The sequence below is a fragment of the Streptomyces sp. NPDC001889 genome, assembly GCF_053594535.1.
The window spans coordinates 1-22,595 of record NZ_JBSFER010000014.1; the positions used below are offsets into that span (position 1 = coordinate 1).

Consider the following 22,595-nt stretch of genomic DNA (forward strand, 5'->3'; position numbering starts at 1 on the left):
AGGGCGTCCGGCGCGCCGTGCAGCCCCAGCTCACCGGTGATCAGCAGCTCGGGCCGGAGCGCACCGGTCGCGACCAGGGACACGCACGGCGGGGAGGGGGCGCGGCGGGGCGCGGGCGCGGGGCCTCCGGCGGGTGCGCCGGCCCGGACCCGGACCGGCGGACCCGGACCGGCGGACCCGGACCCGGACTCGGACCCGGGCGGGCGGGTGCGGGTGCGCCGGCCCGGACCGGCGGACCCGGACTCGGACCCGGGCGGGCGGGTGCGGGTGCGGCGTAGGGTTGCCGGGTGCTGCTGACGGTCGATGCCACCTTCGGGGCCGTGCTGGCCGTCCTGCTCGCCGTGGCGGCGGCGGTGGCCGCGCTCGCCCACCTCGGACGGTCCCGGGAGATCCTGGTCGCGGGGGTCCGGGCCGCCGCTCAGCTCGCCGCCGTCTCCCTGGTCATCGGGTGGGTGGTGCGCTCCGTGCCCCTGCTCCTCGCCTTCGTGCTGCTGATGTACGCCGTCGCCGTACGCACCGCCGGCCGCCGGATCACCCCGAACGGGAGCTGGTGGTGGGCCGCGCCGCCGATCGCCGCCGGTGTCTTCCCGGTCCTGGCCGCGCTGCTGCTCACCGGGCTCGTACCGCTCAAGGGCATCGCCCTGGTGCCGGTCGCCGGGATTCTCATCGGCGGCGCCCTCACCGTGACCGTGCTGGCCGGGCGGCGCGCGCTGGACGAGCTGCGGACCCGGCACGGCGAGGTGGAGGCCGGTCTCGCCCTCGGGCTGCTCGACCGGGACGCCCGGCTGGAGGTGGCCCGGGGTCCGGCGGCGGACGCCCTGCTCCCGGGTCTCGACCAGACCAGGACCGTGGGGCTCGTCACCCTGCCCGGCGCCTTCGTCGGGATGCTGCTGGGCGGGGCCTCGCCGCTGCTGGCGGGCGCGGTGCAGCTCTTCGTCCTGGTCGGGCTGATGGCGGTGCAGGCGGTGGCCGTGGCGGTGGTGCTGGAGCTGGTGGCGCGGGGGAGGCTGCACCGGGCCGGGTGAGGCCGGGCGCGGGCGCCGGGGGTGGCGTACCCTGAACGGAGCAGAAGGGGAGTAGCTCTTCGCCGGAACGTCGACATACTGCTGGGCCCTGGGCCCGGCCGGCGCCCGGAGGCGGACCGTTCAGCGGACCGCCAGCGAGACCTTCGGCCGCAGTGTTCATTGGACGCTGCCGTGCCGAAGCGACCCCTTTTCACGTCTGGTCTCTCGGTGCGGACAGCCCGACCGATTGAGGAATCACAGCCGTGATCAGCTTCACCGTCCTGGCGATCACCTTCGGGGTCGTCTTTCTCGCCGAGCTCCCCGACAAGACCGCGCTCGCCGGTCTGATGCTGGGCACCCGCTACCGGGCGTCCTATGTCTTCGCCGGCGTCGCCGCCGCCTTCGTCGTCCATGTGGCGCTCGCGATCGCCGCCGGCAGCGTGCTGACGCTGCTGCCGCAGCGGCTGGTGCAGGCGGTGGTGGGCGCGCTCTTCCTGGCGGGGGCGCTGGTGCTGCTCCTGCGGAAGCACGACGAGGACGGGGAGAGCATCAAGCCGCCCGCCGACCAGTCCTTCTGGAAGGTCTCCGGCGCGGGGTTCATGCTGATCCTGGTCGCGGAGTTCGGCGATCTGACCCAGATCATGACCGCGAACCTGGCGGCGCGGTACGACGACCCGGTGTCGGTGGGGCTGGGGGCCGTCCTGGCGCTCTGGGCCGTGGCGGGGATCGGAATCCTCGGCGGGCGGACGCTGATGAAGTATGTGCCGCTGAAGCTGATCACGAAGGTGGCGGCGGGGCTGATGCTGGCGCTGGCCGGGTTCAGCCTCTACGAGGCGATCACGGGCTGACCCGGTGGGGTGTCCGCGCCGCCCGGCGGCTTCGCCGGCACCCGGCGCTGTTCCGCCACGAGGGCCTGGGCGAGCCAGCAGTGGGAGCTGCCCAGGCTGAAGGGGGTGTCGCCCCGGAGGGTGGCGATGTGCTGCCAGTAGAGGCGGAACGGGCGCAGGGAGGGGCGGATCTCCTCGCGCATGGAGGCGCGGAAGAGGGGGGTGTCGTCGACGCCCTTGGCGCGGGCGCAGGCGCCCGTGAACCGGTTGAGCGCCTCGCCGCGCTGGGGCGGGAGGCCGCTGGCGACGGCGGCGGAGGCCAGCAGCGAGGCGTCGAGCTGGGCGGAGTAGAGGGATGCCCGGTCCCGGACGGCGGGCGGGGTCCAGTAGCCCCGGAAGCCGGGGTGCTCGACGAGGGTGTGCAGTTCCGCGTAGGCCAGTACCGACTGGGGGGAGGGGTCGCGGGGCGGGTCGGGGACGGCCTGCGAGGTGATCAGGTCGGTGAGGTGGGCCGGGACGTCCCGGGGGATCATCCGCTCCCAGGCGCGGGCGAGGTCGAGGCGGGCGTCCGGTAATCGCTGGACGCGGGAGAGCACGGTGAGGCGGCGCAGGCGCTCCTGGTCGGAGCAGTCGTCGAGGGCCTCCAGGGTGGCCTGGCGCCACTGGAGCTCCGCGAGGTGGGAGCGGGTGCGGTCGAGGGCCTCCGCGACCAGGTCGGCGAGGCTGCGCTCACCGGTGGTGACCTGGGTGATGGTGGCGATGGGGGTGCCGAGGGCGCGGAGCTGCTGGATCAGGGTGAGGTGGTTCAGGGCTTCGGGGGCGTAGCGGCGGTGGCCGCCGGGGGAGCGGCCGGAGAGGGGGAGCAGGCCGATGTCGGAGTAGTACCGGACGGTCTTGACCGGCAGCCCGGTGCGGGCTGCCAGCTCGCCGATTGTCCATGTGATCTGGCTCACCATTGCTTGAACCTCCGGTGTGCTGGAGGTTCTAGCCTACGAAGCGCGGGGGCTGCCGGGGGCCCGTTGTCCTGGATGCGCCACGGGGGTGCGCATCCCTCTGGGCCACGGGTGCCCGCAGGGTGCGGGCCACGGTCGGGGGCCGGCCCCCGAACCTCCGCGCCTCAATCGCCGGCGGGGCTGGGTTGAGCTGCCTCTGGGGGGTGTCCCCGGCGGGGCTGGGTTGGGCCCCCTCTGGGAGGTGACCCCGCCCGGGTCGGTTGCCCCGGGCTCATGTCGTCGCCGGGCTGGGGGCGGAAGCCGTCACCTGGAAAGCGCCGTGCGGGGTGCTCCTCACCGTGAGGGCGCGGAGGTCGTCGACGTGGAGGTCGGGGGAGTGGGGGAGGGCGCGCGGGCCCACGCCCACCACGCGGACCCCGGCCGCGCGGGCCGCCGCGATCCCCGCCTCCGAGTCCTCGAAGGCTATGCACTCCGCAGGAGCCACCCCCAGCGCCGCCGCCCCCTTCAGAAACCCCTCCGGATGCGGCTTGCTCGCCCCCACGCTCTCCGCCGTCACCCGCACGACCGGCATCCGCAGCCCCGCCGCCGTCATCCGCGCCCGTGCCAGCGCCTCGTCCGCCGAGGTCACCAGCGCGTGCGGCAGGTCCTCGATCGCCGCCATGAGGGCCGGGGCGCCCGGAACCGGCACCACCCCCTCCACGTCCGCCGTCTCGCGCGCCAGCATCACCGCGTTCTCCGCGTGGTTCAGCTCCATCGGCCGCTCCGGCAGCAGCGCCGCCATGGTGGCGTACCCCTGCCGGCCGTGCACGACCCTCAGCGCGTCGTCCGGGTCGAGCCCGTGCCCCACCGCCCACTCGCGCCACAGCCGCTCCACCACCGCGTCCGAGTTGACGAGGGTGCCGTCCATGTCGAGCAGCAGGGCACGGGCGGTGAGGGTGTTCTCCGGCATGGGTGTGCTCCGTACGTCCGTGGTGCGGGGGAACAAGGCGGTCCCGCCCGCCGGTCAGGGAGTACGGACGGAACCACTTTGTTTTGTCATGGTACAAATCATTCCGCCCGGACACCACCCCCGGCCCCCCTCCGCAGGCCAGAACCGCCCCCACCCCACACGATGGAAAGGACCCGGCCCCGAGGAGACGGCATGGCTCAGGAAGTGAGCAGCCCCACGAGCCCGGCCCCCGGCGAGGGGCAGAACAGCCGTTCCGTGATGATCGCCATCGGGGCCCTGCTCTTCGGCATGCTGCTCGCCGCCCTCGACCAGACGATCGTCTCCACCGCCCTCCCCACCATCGTCAGCGAGCTGGGCGGCCTGGAGCACCTCTCCTGGGTCGTCACCGCCTATCTCCTCGCCTCCACCGCCGCCACCCCCCTCTGGGGCAAACTCGGCGACCAGTACGGCCGCAAGAAGCTCTTCCAGGCCGCGATCGTCATCTTCCTGATCGGCTCCGCGCTCTGCGGCATCGCCCAGAACATGCCCCAGCTCATCGGCTTCCGCGCGCTCCAGGGGCTCGGCGGCGGCGGGCTGATGGTCCTGTCGATGGCGATCGTCGGCGACATCGTCGCGCCCCGCGAGCGCGGCAAGTACCAGGGGCTCTTCGGCGCGGTCTTCGGCGCCAGCAGCGTCCTCGGCCCGCTGCTCGGCGGATTCTTCACCGACAACCTGAGCTGGCGCTGGGTCTTCTACATCAATCTCCCCATCGGGATCGTCGCCCTGCTGGTGATCGCGGCCGTCCTGCACATCCCGGTCCGCTCCACCCCCCACACCATCGACTACCTGGGCACCTTCCTCATCGCCTCCGTCGCCACCTGTCTGGTTCTCGTCGCCTCGCTCGGCGGCACCACCTGGCCCTGGGACTCGGCCCGGATCATCGGGCTCGCGGTCCTCGGCCTGGTGCTGCTGGTCTTCTTCATCCGGGTCGAGCGCCGGGCCGCCGAACCCGTGCTGCCGCTGCGGCTCTTCCGTATCCGCACCTTCACCCTGGTCGCCGTCATCAGCTTCATCATCGGCTTCGCGATGTTCGGCTCCATGACCTTCCTGCCGACCTTCCTCCAGGTCGTCCACGGCATCAGCCCGACCCTCTCCGGTGTGCACATGCTGCCGATGGTCATCGGGCTGCTGACCGCCTCCACCGTCTCCGGGCAGATCGTCAGCCGCACCGGCCGCTGGAAGGTCTTCCCGATCGCCGGGACCGGCATCACGGTGATCGGGCTGCTGCTGCTCCACCGGCTCACCGAGACCAGCTCCAACTGGCAGATCAGCGCCTACTTCTTCGTCTTCGGCACCGGACTCGGCCTGGTCATGCAGGTGCTGGTGCTGGTGGTGCAGAACGCCGTGCGCTACGAGGACCTGGGCGTGGCCACCTCCGGGGCCACCTTCTTCCGCTCCATCGGGGCCTCCTTCGGTGTCGCCATCTTCGGCACGATCTTCTCCAACGGGCTCAACACCAAGCTCGCCGATGTCCTCCGGGGCCGCCCGGTGCCGCCCGGCGCGCAGGCGGGCGATCTCGCCGCCGACCCGCAGGACATCGCCAAGCTCCCGCCGGGGCTCCGGCAGCCGGTGATCCACGCTTTCGCCTCCGCGATCACCGATGTCTTCCTCTGGGCGGTGCCGGTGGTCCTCGTCGCCTTCGTTGTCGCCTGGTTCCTCAAGGAGGACCGGCTGCGCGGCTCGGTCACCGCCCCCGAGGCCAGCCAGACCCTCGCCTCCAACCCGGTGGAGCGCTCCTCCCAGGAGGAGTGCGCCCGCGCGCTCTCCGTCCTCGGCTCGCGCGACGGCCGCCGCAAGGTGTACGAGAAGATCACCGCGAAGGCGGGGTACGACCTGCTGCCGGCCGCCAGCTGGGTCCTGCTGCGCATCCGCCGCCACGGGACCGTGGAACCCGGTCTGCTCGCCGACACCACCCCCGTACCGCTGGAAGTGATCACCGACGCCTCCCGGCAGCTGGAGGAGCGCGGTCTCGTCCGCCGCGAGGGGGTGCAGCTCATGCTCAGCGAGAGCGGGCTGCGGACCGCCGTACGGCTGGCCAAGGCGCGCGAGGACTCCCTCGCCGAGCTGCTGGGCGACTGGTGGGGACCCGAGCGGCCCACCGACCTCGTCCAGCTGGTGGAGGAGCTGAACGCGGAGCTGTGCGGCTCCGACGGCGAACGGCCGCACGGGCCGGGGCCCGAGCGCGACCACCGGGCTCCCTGACCCGAGCGCGGCCACCGGGCTCCCTGACCCGAGCGGGGTCAGAGACGCTTGCCGTACCAGATGTCCATGTACGGACCGGTGCGGTACGCCGGGATCTCGGCGTACCCGTGGCGCGTGTACAGCGCCCGCGCCTCGACCAGGTCCAGCCGGGTGTTGAGCACCATCCGCCGCGCCCCCAGCCCGCGCGCCCGCTCCTCCAGCGCGTCCATCAGCAGCCCGGCGCCCCGCTTCCCGCGGTACGCGTGGCGCACGAAGACCCGGGTCAGCTCGGCGCGGTCCGCGTCCAGCAGCAGGACCCCGCCACAGGCCGCCGCCACCCCGTCGTACCGCCCGACCAGGAAATCCCCGGTGGGCGGCGTCAGCAGCTCCACACCGTCACCGGCGAGCCCGCCCGCGACCTCGCCCGCGGTCGCCGGCCGCTTCCAGTAGCGGCCGGCGACATCGGCGTAGTAGTCGTGGCGCAACCGGGTCGCGTCGGGCGAGTCGAAGACTTCGGGGGCTATGGTCCAGGAGGTCACAGCGCCCTGTGTATCCCGGTAAGAGCCCCTTTGGCCAGGGGTTTTCGGCCCCGGGCCGGCCGGTGTGCCTTCCGCCGGGTTCAGCTCTTCGGGCCCGCCGACTGCACGACCTCGAACGACCAGAGCGTCGAACCGGTCGCGGCCGGCTTCGGCTTCTCGCCACCCGCGCCGTCCGCAGCTCCGGGGCCGCCCTGTCCGCCCCCGGCTCCGGACGCCGGCGCGTGCGCCCCGCGCATCGAGCCCGCCATCCACGCCTCGAAATCGGCCTCACTGCGCCACCTTGTGTACACCAGGTAGTCGTCGGTGCCCTCCAGCGGACGCAGCAGCTCGAACCACTCGAATCCGTCGGCGCTGTCCACGGACCCGGCGCGGGCGGCGAAGCGCTTCTCCAGCACCTCGCGCTGATCGGCCGGAACGTTCAGAACATTGATCTTCACCACACTGGCCACGGGGCAGTCCTTCGCAGAATTCGCAGGAACGGAGCGGGATTCGACCGTACCTCCCCGGCGACAGGACATTTGTCCGGGGGAGCGGGCTGTGGCAAGGTCAAAGCTCCGGGCCGCCCCCGGCCCCCTTCCCCCTCCCCGCCGACGTGCTCCCCGCTGCCCCTTCGCCGCATGTCCGAGCACCAACCAGGAGCGCCCGGTGTCCTCAGCGTCCTCAGCATCCTCAGAGTCCGCAGTGCCCAGGGTTCACTGGACCGAGGCCGGCACCCCCCGGTCCGCCCGCTGGCACTCAGAGAACGCGACCCCCGCGCCCCGGCGCGTCGAGGTCGCCGACGACCGGATGAACGCCGCCACCGCCCACCGCCTCGTCTGCGAGGGCACGGCGCTGCTCTGGCGCGGAGACTTCCCCGGCGCGCGCTCGCTGCTCCAGGCGATGGGCCGCCGGGTCGACCGGAAGACCCCCGGTCCCGTCCCCGGGGCGACCGCCGCGGAATCCTTCCACCTCCACCGCCGGGCCCGCGGCCACCGCGCCCGTGTCCTCGGCCGGCTGCTGGTGCTCCTCGACGGCGACCACGGCCTGGACCTGCGCCGCTCCCCCGATGTCCGCCGCGCGTGCACCGAGGCGTACGGGCCGCCGGACGGGTCGGCCGTGGTCTCCCTCCGTGAGCTGCTGGGCGTGATCGGGGCCCACCAGTGGCGCACGAAGGGGGTGGAGATCCCGGCCCTGGACGCCAGGGTCCATCCGCACTACGGGGTGTTCTCGCCGGTCAGGGGCGAGTACGTCGACCTGGTGGCCGAGGCCCCGCTGCCCGCCCCCGCGGCGGGCCGCACCGCGTTCGACCTCGGTACGGGGACGGGGGTGCTGGCCGCCGTCCTGGACCGCCGGGGGTTCGGGCGCACCGTCGCCACCGACATCAGCCCGCGCGCCCTGGTCTGCGCCCGGGAGAACGTCCGCCGGCTCTGCCCCGCCGGCCGGGTCGAGGTCACCGGCCCGGCGCTCTTCCCGGAGGGCCGCGCCGACCTCGCCGTCTGCAATCCGCCCTGGCTGCCCGCCCGGCCGTCCTCCGCCGTCGAGCAGGGCGTCTACGACCCCGGCGGCACGATGCTGCACGGCTTTCTCACCGGGCTGCCGGACCATCTGCTGCCCGGTGGCGAGGGCTGGCTCGTGCTCTCGGACCTGGCCGAGCGGCTGGGGCTTCGGGCGCCCGGCGAACTGACGGACGCGATCGGGGCCGCGGGGCTGCGGGTGGTGGACCGGATCGACACCCGGCCGAGGCACCCGCGGGCCAGGGACGCCGACGACCCGCTGCACACCGCCCGGGCGGGGGAGATCACGTCGCTCTGGCGGCTCGCGGTCCGCTGACCCGGGCGCCGTCCCCGGGGCCGGGCCCGTCCCCGAGCACCGGCCCCACCCGGACGGACGTATCCGGGCCCGCCCCGATCGCCGGGCCCGGGGTCCCTCCCTACCGTGGAAGTGCCTCGGGCCGACGACGGAAGCGAGGACCCCGATGCCCGCTCTTCCCTGGGTCACCCCCCAGCCGGCGACCCCCGGCACCAGCGCCTATGTCATGGCGTCCCGGCTGGAGGTCCGCTCCCTGGCCGATGTCCCCCGCTTCCTGCTGAAGTCGTTCTCCGTCTGGCAGCAGGTCCGGACGGCGCCGGGAGCCCTCGGCGCCTCGCTCGACGCCCAGCCGGCGAAACGGGTCTTCTACACGCTCTCCGCGTGGGTGGACCGGGACGCGCTCTACGCCTTCGTGCGGACCGAGCCGCACAAGAGCGTGATGACCACGATCCGGCCCACCATGCGGTCGACGACCTTCACCTTCTGGGAGGTGCCGGTGGAGCGGCTGCCCATCGACTGGAAGGACGCCAGACGCCGGATCGAGGAGCAGGCCCGCGCCGACGCCCGGGGGTAGCCGTCCGTCCGGGGCCGTCCGTCTGCCCGGGGTCGTCCGTCCGGGGTCGTCCGTCCGTCCGGGGTCGTCCGTCCGGCGGCGGGCCCCGGCGGCGGGCTCCCGGGGCCCGGGGCGCGGCGCGAGGAGGCCCGCCGGCTCAGGAGACGACCCGGGCGATCAGGAACCCGTCGTACCCCTTCGTCCCCACCGTCTGCACCGCCGTCGCCTCCAGTCTGGGCTCCCGCGCCACCAGCTCGTACATCGCCCGGGTGCCCGCGACCGACGGGTCGGCACCGTCGTCCGACAGGATCGCGCCGCCCCGGACCACGTTGTCGACGATGATCACGCTGCCGGGGCGGGAGAGCTTGAGCGCCCACTCCACATAGCGCGGGTTGTTCTTCTTGTCCGCGTCGATGAAGAAGAGATCGAAGGGCCCCGCCCCCGGCTCCGCCGCCAGCAGCGGCAGCGTCTCCAGCGCCGCCCCCGTCCGCACCTCCGCGACGGCGTCCAGACCCGCGCGGGCGATGTTGGTCCGGGCCACCTCGGCGTGCTCCGCGCTGTACTCCAGGGAGATCAGCCTGCCGCCCTCCGGCAGCGCGCGAGCCAGCCAGATGGTGCTGTAGCCGCCCAGGGTGCCGATCTCCAGCACCGTGCGCGCGCCCTGCGTTCTCGCCAGCAGATGGAGCAGCTTTCCCTGGTTGCCCGCGACGGCGATCTCCGGCAGACCGGCCCGGTCGCTCTCCGCCAGAGCGGCGGTCAGCACAGCGTCATCAGGGGCGAGAAGGCCGGTGATGTAGCGGTCGACGTCCCGCCATACTTCGTCGTTGTGGCCCCGGGGCTGCTGAGTCCTCTGATTCATGCGTCAAACTTAGGTCAGTGAGGGGTTCCGGGTCCGTCCCGAGCAGCCGTGGTGGGCAGACGTCCGCCGCGGTTCTTGTATGTTCCCCCCGCATGCCCCCTCGGGCACCCCGCACCCGTCGCACCACCCGGCGCCCGCCGGGAAGAGCCGGCGGAAAACGGCCGCATTCCGGTCGCCTGTCAGGCAACGAGGGGGTTGCCCGGGTCTTCCGGAACGGGCAGTGCAAGGCTCTGGGAAACCAGAGGAAGACCGGACACAACGGAACGAAGACGTAGGGGAGGCGCGGCGCGACGTGGCAAACGCGGAGCACAGCGTGCGCGGGAGTGCGACGACGGACACGAGGACGGGTGCGGCGAGGGTCGCCCTGTGGCTCGTGGCCGCCGTCCTCGCCATACGGCAGACGGCGGCGGTGCTGAGACTGCCCCCCGGCGAGCGCTTCCTGGATCTGGAGACCTGGCTCGGCGACAACGGCGTCCTGCGTGTCGAGGGATCGCTGTACGACACCGACCGGTTCACCGGCACCCCCTTCGCCGGGCTGGTCCTCAAACCCCTCACCCGCGCCGCCGAACAGGGCCTGGGCGTCGCCTGGACCTTCGGCACCCTGCTGCTCGTCGTCGGGATCGCCCTCGTCGTCGCACGCGCCCTGCCCGGGCCCGTCTCGCGCCGCAGCTCACTGCTGGCCGCGCCGGTCGCGCTCAGCCTGCTGATGATCTCGCTGCCGGTGCGCAACAGCTTCCACCTCGGCCAGACCAGCATCATCCCGGTCCTCCTGGTCCTCCTCGGCTGCTTCGCCGTGCGCGGCGAGAGACCGTCCGGCCTGCTGATCGGTGTCGCCGCGGCCCTCCAGCCGACCGTGCTGCTCTTCGCGCCGCTGCTCTGGTTCACCGGGCGCCGCAGGGCGGCCGTCACCTCCGCCGCGACCTTCGCCGCCTGCACGGTGCTGGCCTGGGCCGCGATGCCGGGCGACTCCCTGACGTACTGGGTGGACCATGCGGCGGGCGCCGGGCTCGGCAGCCACGCCGACGGCCTCGCCAACCAGTCGCTCCACGGCGCGCTGCTCCGTTTCGGCCTCGAAGGGCCGCTGGAGATCGCGCTCTATCTGCTGCTGGCCGCCGGGGTGGCCTGGCTGGGCCTGCGCCGCGCCGTCCGGTACGCCCGCGACGGCCAGCTGCTGCTGGCCGTCGCCATCACCGGCTGTGTCGCCGTCGCCGTCTCGCCCACCACCTGGCAGCACCAGCTGATCTGGGTCCTGCTCGCGGTCGTCGGCCGGGTCGGCACGCGCCGGTCGGACCGGATGCTCTGGCCGGTGCTGACCGTGCTGACGGTGACCCTGCCCAGCAAGATGCTGCTGCCGAACATCGTCGTGCTCCACCCCGTCCGGGACAACGCCGTCCTGATCGCCGCGCTCGCCGCGGCCTGCGCGGTGCCGTTCCTGCCGCGCACCTCACCGCACTTCCGGCGGCCCGTCCCCACCGAGTACGTCGCCCCGCTGCCCTCGCGCTGGAGCCGGATTCCGCTGCTGCCGTTCTGGCGGCGCGTGGTCAGCCGGCCGAATCTGCTGCTCGAACTGATCGTGATCCGGGTCGGCTACTCGATCTACTCGCAGATCCGGCTCGCCGCGACCGGCAGTGTGGAGGCGGCCCGTGAGCACGGCCGTCAGATCCACTCGATCGAGCAGGCCATCGGCATCGACATCGAGCACTGGGTCAATCACGCGGTGGTGGACGTGGCGTGGCTGGAGGGCTTCTTCAACTTCTACTACACGTCGTTCCACTTCCCGGTGCCGCTGCTGATTCTCGCGGTGCTCTACATCCGCCGTCCCGCGGACTACCGCTGGGCGCGCTCGGCGCTGGCCTTCGCCACGCTGCTGGCGCTGGTCGGGTTCTGGCTCTATCCGCTCTCCCCGCCGAGGCTGATGCCGGGGATGGGCTTCATCGACACCGTGCACCGCACCAAGGATCTCGCCAATCCGGAGTTCGGCCCGCTCACCCAGCTCACCAACCAGTACGCGGCGATGCCCTCGCTGCACTTCGGCTGGTCGCTCTGGTGCGGTGTGGTCGTGGTGCTGCTCGCGCCGAAGCTCTGGATGAAGCTGCTGGGCCTGGTCCATCCGCTGATCACGATCTGTGTCATCGTCGGCACGGCCAACCACTGGATTCTGGACGCGCTGGGCGGCGCGGTCGTCGTCGCCGCGGGCTTCGGCCTCACCTGGCTGCTGTCGGGGCGGCGGGGGCTCCGGCCGCGGCCGGAGCCGGGCGCCGCCGCCGAGGTGGTGGCGGTCGCGGTTCCGGCGGCGCGGGAGCCGGGCGGGAGCACCGGGGAGAAGAAGGCCCCGGTGGAGGAGGACAGGGCCGCGGAGCCGGGGGAGCCGAAGGGGAAGCCGGGGAAGCCGGCGGTCCCGGCGCCGTAGACCGGACACGGGTGCGGCCCCGGGGGGTACGGGTGCGGCCCGGGGGGTACGGGAGGGCTCCCGCACCCCCCGGGGTGGATCGCCGCGTCCCGCCAGCATCCGCCCGTACGGGGCGCTCCGCCACCGGAGCGGCTGCGGAGCGGGCCGGGGCCCGGGCTCAGCCTCCCGCGGTGACCTGGAGTTCCTTCACACCGTTCAGCCACGCCGAGCGGAGCCGGCGCGGATCGCCCGCGAGCCGGAGGTCCGGGAGGGTGTCCGCGAGCGCGTTGAACATCAGATCGATCTCCAGCACCGCCAGTGACCTCCCCAGGCAGAAGTGGGGTCCGCCGCCGCCGAACCCCAGATGGGGATTGGGGTCACGGGTGATGTCGAACTCCCCGGGGCGGTCGAAGACCTCGGGGTCGTTGTTGGCGGAGGAGTAGAAGAGACCCACCCGGTCCCCCTTCCTGATCTCCTGCCCGTCGAGGAGGCAGTCCTCGGTGGCGGTGCGCTGGAACGAGACGATGGGGGAGGCCCAGCGCACGATCTCCTCGGCCGCCGTCGCGGGGCGCTCCCGTTTGAACAGCTCCCACTGCTCGGGGTGGGTCAGCAGGGCGTGCATGCCGTGGGTGATGGCGTTGCGGGTGGTCTCGTTGCCCGCCACGGCCAGCAGGATGACGAAGAACCCGAACTCGTCCGACGAGAGATTGCCGGCGCCCTCGGCGGCGACCAGCTGGGAGACGATGTCCTGGGCGGGGCACTCCTTGCGGGCCGCCGCGAGGTTCATCGAGTACGCCATGAACGCCATGGTCGCCTCGATCCCGGCGGCCTCGGTGACGGCGAACTCGGGGTCGTCGTACGAGGCCATGGTGTTGGACCAGCCGAAGATCCGGGCCCGGTCGTCCTGGGGGACGCCGATCAGTTCGGCGATGGCCTGGAGCGGGAGTTCGACCGCGATGTTGCTGACGAAGTCGAAGGAGCCGCCGGCCGAGGCCGGACCGCCGAGCGCGGTCTCCACGATCCCCCGGGCGCGGTCGCGCAGGGCCGCCTCCAGGGAGTTGACCGAGCGGGGGGTGAAGCCGCGCTGGACGATCTGCCGGACCCGGGTGTGCTCCGGCGGGTCCATATTGAGCATGATCAGCCGCTGGACGTCGATCTGGTCGCGCCGGATCGACTCGTTGAAGCGGATGACCGCCGTGTTCCGGTAGGAGGAGAACAGCTCCGGGTGGGTGGAGACGTGTCTGACGTCCGCGTGCCGGGTCACCGCCCAGTACCCCTCGTCGTCGAAGCCCGAGATGCCGCGCCGCTGGGGTATCCAGGAGACCGGGGCGGTCTCCCTCATCAGAGCGAACTCGGGGTGGGGCACGCGGGCCTGGAGGAGATCGGGGTCGGTGAAGTCGAACCCTTCGGGCAGATGGGGGCAGGGCATGGGCAGCTCCAGCTCTGGCGTCGGTCTCTGACGACCCATCAGAAGTGGCCCGAAAGCTAGTGACGAGTGCCGCAAGTGGCAAGGGGCGCGGCGGTGTCCGTTGTCCGCCACGGGGTGCGGTAAGGGCGTGCAGGACCCTTGCGTACCGAAGGTAACTCTCAGCAGACTGGCGGGAGAACTAGAACGCGTACTAGTTCCCGCGCGGAGTGCCGGGACGCCCGTGCAGCGAGGAGAGGACGAGTCATGGCCGCGGAACCCGTCATCGTCGAAGCCGTGCGCACCCCGATCGGCAGGCGCGGAGGGGCGCTCGCCAATCTGCACCCCGCCTACCTCCTGGGCGAGACCTACCGCGAACTCCTCGGCCGCACCGGAATCCAGCCCGACTGCGTCGAGCAGATCGTCGGCGGCACGGTCACCCACGCCGGTGAGCAGTCCATGAACCCGGCGCGCACCGCCTGGCTCGCGATGGGGCTGCCCTACGAGACGGCCGCGACCACCGTGGACTGCCAGTGCGGGTCGTCGCAGCAGGCCGCGCACATGGTCGCGAACATGATCTCCTCGGGGGTCATCGACGTGGGGATCAGCTGCGGGGTCGAGTCGATGTCCCGGGTGCCGCTCGGGAGCGGGTCCAAGCACGGGCCGGGGAAGCCGTTCCCCGACGAGTGGAACGTGGACCTGCCGAACCAGTTCGAGGCGGCCGAGCGCATCGCCCGCCACCGGGGGCTGACCCGGGAGCGCGTCGACGCCCTCGGCCTCCTCTCGCAGCGGCGCGCGCACACCGCCTGGGCGGAGGAGCGCTTCAAGGACGAGACCTTCGCGGTGCAGGTCCCCACCACGGAGGAGGAGCAGGGGGCGGGCCAGGGGATGTGGCGGCTCGTCGACCGCGACGAGGGGCTCCGGGACACCAGCACGGAGGCGCTGGCCACCCTGAAGCCGGTGATGCCGACGGCGGTGCACACCGCGGGCAACTCCTCCCAGATCTCCGACGGCGCGGCCGCCCTGCTGTGGACCTCCAAGCGGATGGCCCGCGCGCTGCGGCTCCGCCCCCGCGCGAGGATCGTCGCCCAGGCCCTGGTCGGCGCGGACCCCCGCTTCCACCTGGACGGCCCGATCGACGCGACCCGCGCGGTGCTGGGGAAGGCGGGGATGTCCCTGAGGGACATCGACCTGGTCGAGATCAACGAGGCCTTCGCCTCGGTGGTGCTGAGCTGGGCGCAGGTCTTCGACCAGGACCTGGAGAAGGTGAATGTGAACGGGGGAGCGATCGCCCTGGGGCACCCGGTGGGGGCGACGGGGGCGCGGCTGATGGCGACGGGGCTGCATGAGCTGGAGCGCCGCGACAAGGAGTTTCTGCTGGTGACGATGTGTGCGGGGGGAGGGTTGGCGACGGCGACGATCCTTCAGCGGGTGTAGCCCTGCGGGGGCGGGGATGTGTGCCGCCGGGCTCCCGCCCGGCGCGGCCCGCCCGGGGCGCGAGGTCTGTCCTCAAGCGCCGGACGGGCTGGTGGTTCCTCCGGACGGGCTGAGTTACCGAGCCCCTCCGGCGATTGAGGAGCGGGGGTTCGGGGGCTGGCCCCCGACGAGGGGGCGGAATCGGGTGCTTCCGAGCCCCGGGGCGCGGGTCTGTCCTCAAGCGCCGGACGGGCTGGTGATTCCTCCGGGTGGGCCGGTGGTTTCTCCGGACGGGCCGGTGGGTCTTCCGGGCGGGCCGAGTTGTTCAGCCCCTCCGGCGATTGAGGAGCGGGGGTTCGGGGGCCGGCCCCCGGCGAAGGGGCGGACACCGGCCCGGGCGGCCACCCGGAGGGTCAGTACCAGCCCTGGGTCTGCCAGATGGTCCACGCCTGGCACGGGCTCCCGTACCGCTCGTTCATGTACCCCAGCCCCCACTCGATCTGCGTCTCCGGATTCGTCTTCCAGTCCGCCCCCGCCGTCGCCATCTTCCCGCCCGGCAGCGCCTGCACCAGCCCGTACGCCCCGCTCGACGGGTTCTGCGCGTTCACATCCCAGTTGCTCTCCTTCGCGACGATCTCGCTGAAGCACGTGAACTGCGCCTCATCCTTGATCACCTTCTTCGCGATGGCCTTCGCCGACGCCGCCGTGGGAGCCGCCGGAGCGGCCGGGGCCGCCGACGCCGCCGACACGTTCACACCCAGCACCAGCGCGGCGGAACCGGCCACGAGGGCCGAGCCGGCCAGGGCGGTGCGGGGGCGGAGGGCGATACGGCTGAGCAGGGAGGAGCGCGACACAGAGAACACCTAACGTCGGGGACATTGCCGTCGCACGGGCTGCCGGGCTCCCGGACCGGAACGAACCGGAACGGACGCGAGCACAGGACGCGCCGTGCGACCGGACCCATGTGAGCAGCCCGCCGGCCCCGGCGCAACGACCCCCGGTACTAGCCGGGATCGCACCGCCCCCGCGCTCGACCCGCCCCGCCCCCGCCCCGGGCCCCCGCCACGCCCCTATCCCGCTTAGTGGAGGACCTAAGCCCTGTGGGCCGCCTCACCGCCCGGCCCCTCCGCCGGCCCCTCGAATGTGACCCGCGCCTCGAAGGCGGCCCGCCGGGTCGCCCGGCGCAGCGCCTTGAGGAGCGTCGGCCCCAGCGTGAGGGTCAGCACCAGCGTCAGCACCGCCCGCCCCAGGTCCCAGCCGAGTGAGGTCGCCACACAGTAGGCGAGGAAGCGCACCAGGTTCTCGTGCACCGGATCGCCCGGGTGGAAGGAGATCCCCGACGACAGCCCGCCGATGAAGATCCACCCCTGGAGGTTCATGACCGTGCCGTACGCGAACGACGCGACCGTCCCGTACACCCCCAGCAGCAGCACCTCCCCGCGCCCGCGCAGCCGCTCCGGGCCCGGGAGCAGCCCCGCGCCCATGGTGAACCAGCCCATCGCCAGCATCTGGAACGGCATCCAGGGCCCGACCCCGCCCGTCAGCAGCGCCGAGGCGAACATCGTCACCGAGCCCAGCACGAAACCGAAGCCCGGCCCCAGCACCCGCCCGCTGAGCACCATCAGGAAGAACATCGGCTCCAGACCGGCCGTGCCCGCGCCCAGCGGGCGCAGCGCGGCCCCCACCGCCGCGAGCACCCCCAGCATCGCCACCGCCTTGGCGTCCATCCCGGTGTCGGCGATCGTCGCCACCACCACGGCCACGAGCAGCGGCAGCAGCAGGGCGAAGAGCCAGGGGGCGTCGGCGCGGTGGGCGACCAGACCCGAGCCGGGGTCGGCGAGCAGCGGCCAGCCGAACGCGACCACACCGATCGCGCTGACCAGCGCGAGGGCGGCGACGGAACGCGGGCCGAGCCGGATGGGCCGCGCGGCGGCGGTGCGCCCGCTCACAGCGCCTCCTCGACCTGGGCGACGGTCAGCCACTGCTGGGGGGCGAGGATCTTGGCGACCTGGGGGGCGAAGGCGGGCGACGAGACGACGACCTCGGCCGTCGGCCCGTCCGCGACGACCTCCCCGTCGGCGAGGATCACCACCCGGTGCGCCAGCTCGGCGGCCAGCTCCACATCGTGGGTGGCGAGCACGATGGTGTGCCCCTCGGCGGCGAGCCCCCGCAGGACCGCGACCAGCCGGGCCTTGGCCGCGTAGTCCAGACCCCGGGTCGGCTCGTCGAGCAGCAGCAGCGGTGGACGGCCGGTGAGGACCAGCGCGAGCGCGAGCGCCAGCCGCTGCCCCTCGGAGAGATCACGGGGGTGGGTGTCGTCGGGCACTCCGGGAAGCAGCCCGCTGACCAGGGCGCGGCAGGTACCGGGCGCGGCGCCCGCGTCGGTGTCGGCCGCGGCGCACTCGGCCGCCACGGTGTCCGCGTACAGCAGATCGCGCGGCTCCTGCGGCACCAGACCGACCCGGCGGACCAGCGCGGCGGGGGCGGTGCGGTGCGGGGCGAGGCCACCGGTGGTGACGGTGCCCGAGGTGGGTTCGAGCAGGCCGACGAGGGCGGAGAGCAGGGTGGACTTGCCCGCGCCGTTGCGGCCCATGAGGGCGACGGTCTCACCGGGCGAGAGGGTGAGAGCGACCTCGCGGAGAGCGGTGACCCGGCCCCGGCGCACGGTCAGCCGCTCCACGGCGGCGGTGGCGGTGCCGGTGGGCGCGGCGGCGGGCGCGGCGGCCCCGCGCCCGGAGAACAGACCCCTGCGCCGCCGGGGCGCGGGCTCGGGGAGGGGCTCCGGGGGCGGGCCCGTGAACCGGGGTACGGAGGGTGAGCGGTCCGCGAGGCGCTCCCGGAGCGCCGGGGCGCGCCGGCGGGCGTCCCGGACGGTGAGCGGCAGCGGCTCCCACCCGGCGAGCCGCCCCAGCTCCACCACCGGGGGCCGCACCGGCGAGACCGCCATCACATCGGCCGGGGCGCCCAGCACCGGGGCCAGCCCCGGGCCGGGGAGCAGGATCACCTGGTCCGCGTACTGCACCACGCGCTCCAGCCGGTGCTCGGCCATCAGCACGGTCGTCCCCAGGTCGTGCACGAGCCGCTGGAGCACCGCGAGGACCTCCTCGGCCGCCGCCGGGTCGAGCGCCGAGGTGGGCTCGTCCATGACCAGCACCCTGGGGTGCGGGGTGAGGACCGAACCGATCGCCACCCGCTGCTGCTGCCCGCCCGACAGGGTCGCGATCGGCCGCTCCCGCAGCTCCGCGAGGCCCAGCAGATCGAGGGTCTCCTCCACCCGGCGGCGCATCACGGCCGGGGCGAGACCCAGCGACTCCATGCCGTAGGCCAGCTCGTCCTCGACGGTGTCGGTGACGAAGTGCGCGGCCGGGTCCTGGCCCACCGTGCCGACCACATCGGCCAGCTCGCGCGGGCGGTGGGTGCGGGTGTCCCGGCCGTCGACGGTGACCCGGCCGCGCAGGGTGCCGCCGGTGAAGTGCGGGACGAGCCCGGAGACCGTACCGAGCAGGGTCGACTTGCCGACCCCCGAGGGGCCGACGAGCAGCACCAGCTCCCCCTCGGGGACGGTGAGGTCGACGTGCCGGAGCGTCGGGCCCGGCGCCCCGTCGTAGGTGACCGACACCGCGTCGAACCGGATCACGGGGACTCCTTGGGTACGGGGGCGACAGACGCGGGGAGCAGGCCGATGCCGATCGCCAGGGCCGGCCACACGGGGAGGGAGGGGGGTGTCAGCGGGACGACGGAGGGGTGGAGGGCGGCGGGGTCGTGCGCCCCGGCCCAGATCATCGCCGCGGCGACGGCCGCGCCCGACGCCGCGACCAGCCAGGAGCGCGGGCCGAACCGGTCGGGGCGGTAGCGGGTGCGCAGGGAGCGGCGACCGCCGAGGCGCAGCCCGACGACGGCGGCGGCGAGCCCGGCGCCGAGCAGCGGGAGCCCGTACACCGCGCCCTCGGCGGCGAGCAGTCCATAGGTGCCCGCGCACACCCCGAGGAGCCCGCCGAGGGTGAGGGCGGTGGTGGTGCGGCGCACGGCGGGCGGGACCTCGGCGCTGCGGCCGTAGCCCCGGGCGTCCATGGAGGCGGCGACGGCGACGGACCGCTCCAGCGCGCCCTCCAGGACCGGGAGCCCGATCTGGGCGACGGCCCTGATCCCGCCGGTGGGCCGGCCGCGCAGCCGGCGGGCCGTGCGGAGGCGGGCGATGTCGGTGACCATGTTCGGCGCGAAGGTCATCGCGACAACGACGGCGACCCCGGCCTCGTAGAGGGCGCCGGGGAGGCACTTGAGCAGCCGGGCGGGGTTGGCCAGGGCGTTGGCGGCGCCGACGCAGACGAGGAGCGCGGCGAGCTTCGCGCCGTCGTACAGCGCGAACACCACTTGCTCGGCGGTGACCCGGCCGCCGACGCGGATGCCGCGCGCCCAGTCGGGGAGGGGGACCTCGGGGAGGGTGAAGAGGGTGTGGGAGCCGGGGATGGGGGAGCCGAGGAGGGTGGAGAAGAGGACGCGGATGAGGATGACGGCGAGGCCGAGCTTGAGGAAGGCGGTGTAGGAGCGGGACCAGGGGGCGCTGGTGCGGCGGGCGGCGACGACGTAGCCGGCGACGGCGACGAGGAGGCCGAGGAGGAGGGGGTTGGTGGTGCGCGAGGCGGCGACGGCGAGCCCGAGCGCCCACAGCCACCAGGCCCCCGGGTGCAGCCCCTTCCCCCGGACCTCCTCGGGAGCCCGCCACCACCGCCCGCCACGCCCCTCGGCCGGGGGTCGGCCTCCGGCCCGGGGGCGTGCCTCGATCGCCGGCGGGGCAGGGTGTGCCTCGGGCAGGGCCGGGTTCTCCAGCCCGCCCCGTGTTTGGGGGTGGGCTTCGTGCCTTGGGTGTGCTGTGGGATCGGCCTCTCGCAGGGTGCGGTCCTCCGCTTGGGGGGTCGGGGGTTTCTGCCTGTCCGGTGTTTGGGGGTGGGCTTCGTGCCTTGGGTGTGCTGTGGGATTGGCCTCTCGCAGGGTGCGGCTCTCCGCTGGGGGGGCCGGGGATTTCAGCCCGTCCGGCGTTTGAGGACGGACCCTCGGGCTCCAGGTGCCGAGCCGGCGGAGGGCCCGGAAGGCGGGGAGCGGGAAGCGCGCACCGCGCCCCGGCGCGGCGCTCATCGGGTCCGGCGGCGGCGGGACTGCCACAGGGTCGCGGCGGCCAGCGCCGCGATCGCCGAGGCGCCCGCGATCACGCCGAGGGAGGGACCGCCCTCATCGGAGGCGGGCGCGGGTGCGGAGGCGGAGGCGGACGGCTCCCGGGCGGACACCTGTTCGCCGCAGCCCGTCCCCGGGTACCCGGAGATCGCGCAGAGCAGCGCCTGCCCGTTGTAGCGGAGCGGCTTCGCCACGCTCGCCAGAGCGTCCGCGGTCGTCGCCGCCCCGGGCACCTTCGCACAGGCCGTCCGCGGCGGCGGCGGCGTCTCCCCGGACGGCGCGTCCCCCGCGGTCCCGGGATCGATGACCAGCGCGACGCGCTTGCTGCCCGGCTCCGCGTCCGTCCCCCCGCAGATCGCGGCGAAACCGGGCTCCCGGCGCGGCTGCGCCGCGTCCGCGCTGTTCTCGCTCACGGAGAACCGGAACCCGCTGACCGACCCGTCGGCGGGCCGGGCCGTCGCCGGACCCTCCGTGGCGTACACCCACGTCCCGCCGTCGCCCTGCCAGTACGACCAGTAGCGGTACCCCGCCGCCTGCGCCGCCCCCGCCCCCGCACCGAACAGCGTCAGCACGGCGGCGAGCACCAGCAGCAGCGCGCCGCCCCGCCTCACCGCTGCGACCTGCGGCGCCCGCCGAACAGCACACCCACACCGACGAGCGCGGCGGCGCCGGCCCCGACGAACCACCAGGTGCCGCCGCCGGAGTCCCCGTCCTTCGCCGCGGACTCCTTCCGCGGCTCGGGCCCGGTCGCGTTCAACGCCGCCACCAGGTCCGTTTTCCCGAACTTCGACGGGTCCGCGCCCGCCGCCTCCGCCGCCAGGATCAGCTGCGCGTACGCCGCCGGCCCGGACTCCTCGGCCCAGTCCGCCGCGTTCCGCTCCAGCCACGCCAGCGGCTTCTTCACCTGCTCGGCCATCCCCTGCGCGCTCAGCGCGACCACCGCGTCCGCCGTGTTGCCGTGGTCCGGCTTCTCGGCCGGGTCGTCGGAGCCGGGCATCGGCGGGGTGGTGAGATAGCCGGTCTTCGCGAGCGCGGCGCCGAGGTAGGCGGCGCCGTTGTGCGCGGCGCCCTGGACGGTCTTGGAGGGCCCGCAGGACCGGCCCCGGACATCCTTCACATCCGTCCGCACCACCATGCCCTCGCCCTTCGCGGCCACCACCGCAGCCGCCGTGGAGTCGGCGACGATCCCGGGCTGCTTCGGCTGGAAGACGAAGGCCCCGCCGTTCTTCCCGCCGCACGGCCGCGCGAAGGTCAGCAGCGCGTCGTACGGCGACTGCCCGTCCTTCGACAGCACGTCCTCGGGCGTCTCACCGGCCGCCGCGAGCGCGCCGATCACCACGGAGGTGGAGTTGGCGTCGCTGGCGCCGCCGGGGTTGTACCCCCAGCCGCCGTCCGGGTTCTGCACGGCCTTCAGCCAGCCCACCGACTCCTCGACGGCCTTCTCCTCACCCCCGAGCGCGGCGAGCGCCTGCACGGCGGCGGCCGTGGCGTTGGAGTCCAGCGGCAGCTTGGGGCCGCAGGGCGCGGTGGTGTCGGCGCGGTACGAGGCGTACGCACCGCTGTCGCACTGCTGCCCGGTCAGCCACTCGACGGCCTGCGCGGCGGGCCTCACCCCGGCGGTGTCCTGCGCGAGCAGCGCGAGGGACTGCCGCCAGACACCGTCGTACGTGGGGTCGCCGGTGCCGTACAGACCGGCGGGGAGCTTCCCGGCGGGCGACGGCGTGGGGGCCGCGGAGGCGGCCGGGGCCGCGGTGGCGACGGCCACGGAGAGGACGGCGGACACGGCGAGCGCGGCTGCGCTGCGGCGGGCGGTGGTCATGAGCGGGGCGGGCCTCTCCTGCGGGAGCCGGGCACGGGCACACGCGGGCACCAGGGCTCCGGCTCCGTATTCCTCGACGGTGCCGGTCACCGGCGGGCTGCCGGTGGCACGAGCCGTTCACGGTCGCGTACGGGGCATTCCGGCTCGCCGCCCCCGGTGATCGGCGGGCGGCTCACGGCTGCGGGTCAGTGCCGGATTCGCACCGGCTTCCCCCCGTACGGGTGTGATGACGACCTGCCCACTCTACCGGCCGGTCACCGCGCATCCGGAAGTTGCGCCCCCGCTTCCCTCCGGCCTCCCGCTCCGCACCGCCGCGCACCGCACCGGAACCCCCGGCGGCTCCTCCGCGAGCCCCGGCCTCACCGGTCTCCGCGGAGGTGCCTCCGCCCGCGCCACCGCGATGGTCCGCGCCCCAGCTCCTCGCGGTGGCCGGGCGGCTCCCGGACCCGCCCGGGAGCCGAGGGGGCGGTGGGCGCGGCGTCGTCCGGCCCGGCGCGCGGCGTGCCCCCGTGCGGCGGATGGTCCCCGGGGAGGAGCTGCCCCCTCCCCGGCGGACGCGCCCCGGTTGCCGCTCCTCCGCCTCCGGCGCCCGGCGCCCCCCGCCCGGCTGCGGCGCCGTGTGCTCATCGGCCCCCCGGCGCGCCCCCCCGCTCGGCGAGGCGGCCGGGCTCCGCCTCCCGGGGCCCGCGCAGCCCCTCCGCGCCC

General features: G+C 74.1%; 19 protein-coding genes and 1 riboswitch. Of the genes, 7 read left to right on the plus strand and 12 right to left on the minus strand.

Going from position 1 to position 22,595, the window contains the following annotated elements:
• Nucleotides 1–287: 287 nt before the first annotated feature.
• Both ACWCRA_RS17365 and ACWCRA_RS17370 read left to right on the plus strand, forming a co-directional pair.
• Entirely contained in the window at nt 288–1,025 is a 738-nt protein-coding gene (locus ACWCRA_RS17365; protein ID WP_451067972.1) for an ABC transporter permease, read from the plus strand.
• Nucleotides 1,026–1,267: 242 nt separating this feature from the next.
• Nucleotides 1,268–1,852: a TMEM165/GDT1 family protein gene (locus ACWCRA_RS17370; RefSeq protein ID WP_351544426.1), complete on the plus strand. Its 585-nt coding sequence runs from the start codon at nt 1,268–1,270 to the stop codon at nt 1,850–1,852.
• On the opposite strand, the gene ACWCRA_RS17375 is transcribed toward ACWCRA_RS17370, so the two are convergent.
• Nucleotides 1,831–2,787, minus strand: a complete 957-nt coding sequence (locus ACWCRA_RS17375) for a helix-turn-helix domain-containing protein (RefSeq protein ID WP_351544424.1) — start codon at nt 2,785–2,787, stop codon at nt 1,831–1,833. The two genes, ACWCRA_RS17370 and ACWCRA_RS17375, sit on opposite strands and share 22 nt — an antisense overlap.
• 268 nt (nt 2,788–3,055) lie before the next feature.
• Nucleotides 3,056–3,733 carry an HAD-IA family hydrolase gene (locus ACWCRA_RS17380; protein WP_451067973.1) on the minus strand — a complete coding sequence of 226 codons (678 nt, stop codon included), beginning with the start codon at nt 3,731–3,733 and terminating at the stop codon, nt 3,056–3,058.
• Between the two features lie 192 nt (nt 3,734–3,925).
• Between ACWCRA_RS17380 and ACWCRA_RS17385 the strand changes: the two genes are divergently transcribed.
• Nucleotides 3,926–5,974: an MFS transporter gene (locus ACWCRA_RS17385; RefSeq protein WP_351544419.1), complete on the plus strand. Its 2,049-nt coding sequence runs from the start codon at nt 3,926–3,928 to the stop codon at nt 5,972–5,974.
• 38 nt (nt 5,975–6,012) lie between these two features.
• On the opposite strand, the gene ACWCRA_RS17390 is transcribed toward ACWCRA_RS17385, so the two are convergent.
• Complete coding sequence (locus tag ACWCRA_RS17390) at nt 6,013–6,492, minus strand: GNAT family N-acetyltransferase (RefSeq protein ID WP_351544416.1); 480 nt, start codon at nt 6,490–6,492, stop codon at nt 6,013–6,015.
• 80 nt (nt 6,493–6,572) lie between these two features.
• Nucleotides 6,573–6,941 (minus strand): antibiotic biosynthesis monooxygenase family protein, encoded by a 369-nt coding sequence (locus ACWCRA_RS17395; RefSeq protein ID WP_351544413.1) that lies wholly within the window; start codon nt 6,939–6,941, stop codon nt 6,573–6,575.
• 232 nt (nt 6,942–7,173) lie between these two features.
• On the opposite strand from ACWCRA_RS17395, the gene ACWCRA_RS17400 reads away from it, so the two are divergent.
• Nucleotides 7,174–8,301, plus strand: coding sequence for a class I SAM-dependent methyltransferase (locus ACWCRA_RS17400; protein ID WP_351544410.1), 1,128 nt, complete (start codon nt 7,174–7,176; stop codon nt 8,299–8,301).
• 145 nt (nt 8,302–8,446) lie between these two features.
• Nucleotides 8,447–8,854, plus strand: coding sequence for a DUF3291 domain-containing protein (locus tag ACWCRA_RS17405; RefSeq protein WP_351544407.1), 408 nt, complete (start codon nt 8,447–8,449; stop codon nt 8,852–8,854).
• A gap of 136 nt (nt 8,855–8,990) precedes the next feature.
• Here ACWCRA_RS17405 and ACWCRA_RS17410 read toward each other — a convergent pair whose 3' ends face one another.
• On the minus strand, nt 8,991–9,692 hold the full coding sequence (locus ACWCRA_RS17410; protein ID WP_351544404.1) for an O-methyltransferase: 702 nt from the start codon (nt 9,690–9,692) through the stop codon (nt 8,991–8,993).
• 292 nt (nt 9,693–9,984) lie between these two features.
• Here ACWCRA_RS17410 and ACWCRA_RS17415 point away from each other — a divergent pair, with 292 nt between their 5' ends.
• Nucleotides 9,985–12,102 carry a bifunctional glycosyltransferase 87/phosphatase PAP2 family protein gene (locus ACWCRA_RS17415; RefSeq protein ID WP_451067974.1) on the plus strand — a complete coding sequence of 706 codons (2,118 nt, stop codon included), beginning with the start codon at nt 9,985–9,987 and terminating at the stop codon, nt 12,100–12,102.
• 157 nt (nt 12,103–12,259) lie between these two features.
• On the opposite strand, the gene ACWCRA_RS17420 is transcribed toward ACWCRA_RS17415, so the two are convergent.
• Nucleotides 12,260–13,510, minus strand: coding sequence for a cytochrome P450 (locus ACWCRA_RS17420; protein WP_351544398.1), 1,251 nt, complete (start codon nt 13,508–13,510; stop codon nt 12,260–12,262).
• Nucleotides 13,511–13,753: 243 nt separating this feature from the next.
• Between ACWCRA_RS17420 and ACWCRA_RS17425 the strand changes: the two genes are divergently transcribed.
• Entirely contained in the window at nt 13,754–14,923 is a 1,170-nt protein-coding gene (locus ACWCRA_RS17425) for a steroid 3-ketoacyl-CoA thiolase (protein WP_451067975.1), read from the plus strand.
• 392 nt (nt 14,924–15,315) lie between these two features.
• On the opposite strand, the gene ACWCRA_RS17430 is transcribed toward ACWCRA_RS17425, so the two are convergent.
• The 6 genes from ACWCRA_RS17430 to ACWCRA_RS17455 form a co-directional block, all read right to left on the minus strand.
• A complete protein-coding gene (locus ACWCRA_RS17430) occupies nt 15,316–15,756 on the minus strand; it encodes an aggregation-promoting factor C-terminal-like domain-containing protein (protein ID WP_351544392.1) in 441 nt (146 codons plus the stop codon).
• Nucleotides 15,757–15,993: 237 nt separating this feature from the next.
• Entirely contained in the window at nt 15,994–16,851 is an 858-nt protein-coding gene (locus ACWCRA_RS17435) for an ECF transporter S component (RefSeq protein WP_351544389.1), read from the minus strand.
• Nucleotides 16,848–18,539 (minus strand): ABC transporter ATP-binding protein, encoded by a 1,692-nt coding sequence (locus ACWCRA_RS17440; RefSeq protein WP_451067976.1) that lies wholly within the window; start codon nt 18,537–18,539, stop codon nt 16,848–16,850. Before ACWCRA_RS17440 ends, ACWCRA_RS17435 begins: the two co-directional genes overlap by 4 nt.
• Nucleotides 18,536–19,591 (minus strand): energy-coupling factor transporter transmembrane protein EcfT, encoded by a 1,056-nt coding sequence (locus ACWCRA_RS17445; RefSeq protein WP_451068061.1) that lies wholly within the window; start codon nt 19,589–19,591, stop codon nt 18,536–18,538. The genes ACWCRA_RS17440 and ACWCRA_RS17445 overlap by 4 nt, the downstream gene beginning before the upstream one ends.
• Nucleotides 19,592–20,031: 440 nt before the next feature.
• Nucleotides 20,032–20,682 carry an SCO2322 family protein gene (locus tag ACWCRA_RS17450; RefSeq protein ID WP_451067977.1) on the minus strand — a complete coding sequence of 217 codons (651 nt, stop codon included), beginning with the start codon at nt 20,680–20,682 and terminating at the stop codon, nt 20,032–20,034.
• Nucleotides 20,679–21,890, minus strand: coding sequence for a prenyltransferase/squalene oxidase repeat-containing protein (locus ACWCRA_RS17455; RefSeq protein ID WP_451067978.1), 1,212 nt, complete (start codon nt 21,888–21,890; stop codon nt 20,679–20,681). Before ACWCRA_RS17455 ends, ACWCRA_RS17450 begins: the two co-directional genes overlap by 4 nt.
• Nucleotides 21,891–22,023: 133 nt before the next feature.
• Nucleotides 22,024–22,102: riboswitch (cobalamin riboswitch) on the minus strand.
• Nucleotides 22,103–22,595: the final 493 nt, after the last annotated feature.

Excerpts from the sequence above, each read along its gene's own strand:
- ACWCRA_RS17375 (WP_351544424.1), bottom strand. The coding sequence starts at position 2,787 with ATGGTGAGCCAGATCACATGGACAATCGGCGAGCTGGCAGCCCGCACC.
- ACWCRA_RS17380 (WP_451067973.1), bottom strand. The coding sequence starts at position 3,733 with ATGCCGGAGAACACCCTCACCGCCCGTGCCCTGCTGCTCGACATGGAC.
- ACWCRA_RS17385 (WP_351544419.1), top strand. The coding sequence starts at position 3,926 with ATGGCTCAGGAAGTGAGCAGCCCCACGAGCCCGGCCCCCGGCGAGGGG.
- ACWCRA_RS17405 (WP_351544407.1), top strand. The coding sequence starts at position 8,447 with ATGCCCGCTCTTCCCTGGGTCACCCCCCAGCCGGCGACCCCCGGCACC.
- ACWCRA_RS17410 (WP_351544404.1), bottom strand. The coding sequence starts at position 9,692 with ATGAATCAGAGGACTCAGCAGCCCCGGGGCCACAACGACGAAGTATGG.
- ACWCRA_RS17420 (WP_351544398.1), bottom strand. The coding sequence starts at position 13,510 with ATGCCCTGCCCCCATCTGCCCGAAGGGTTCGACTTCACCGACCCCGAT.
- ACWCRA_RS17425 (WP_451067975.1), top strand. The coding sequence starts at position 13,754 with ATGGCCGCGGAACCCGTCATCGTCGAAGCCGTGCGCACCCCGATCGGC.
- ACWCRA_RS17455 (WP_451067978.1), bottom strand. The coding sequence starts at position 21,890 with ATGACCACCGCCCGCCGCAGCGCAGCCGCGCTCGCCGTGTCCGCCGTC.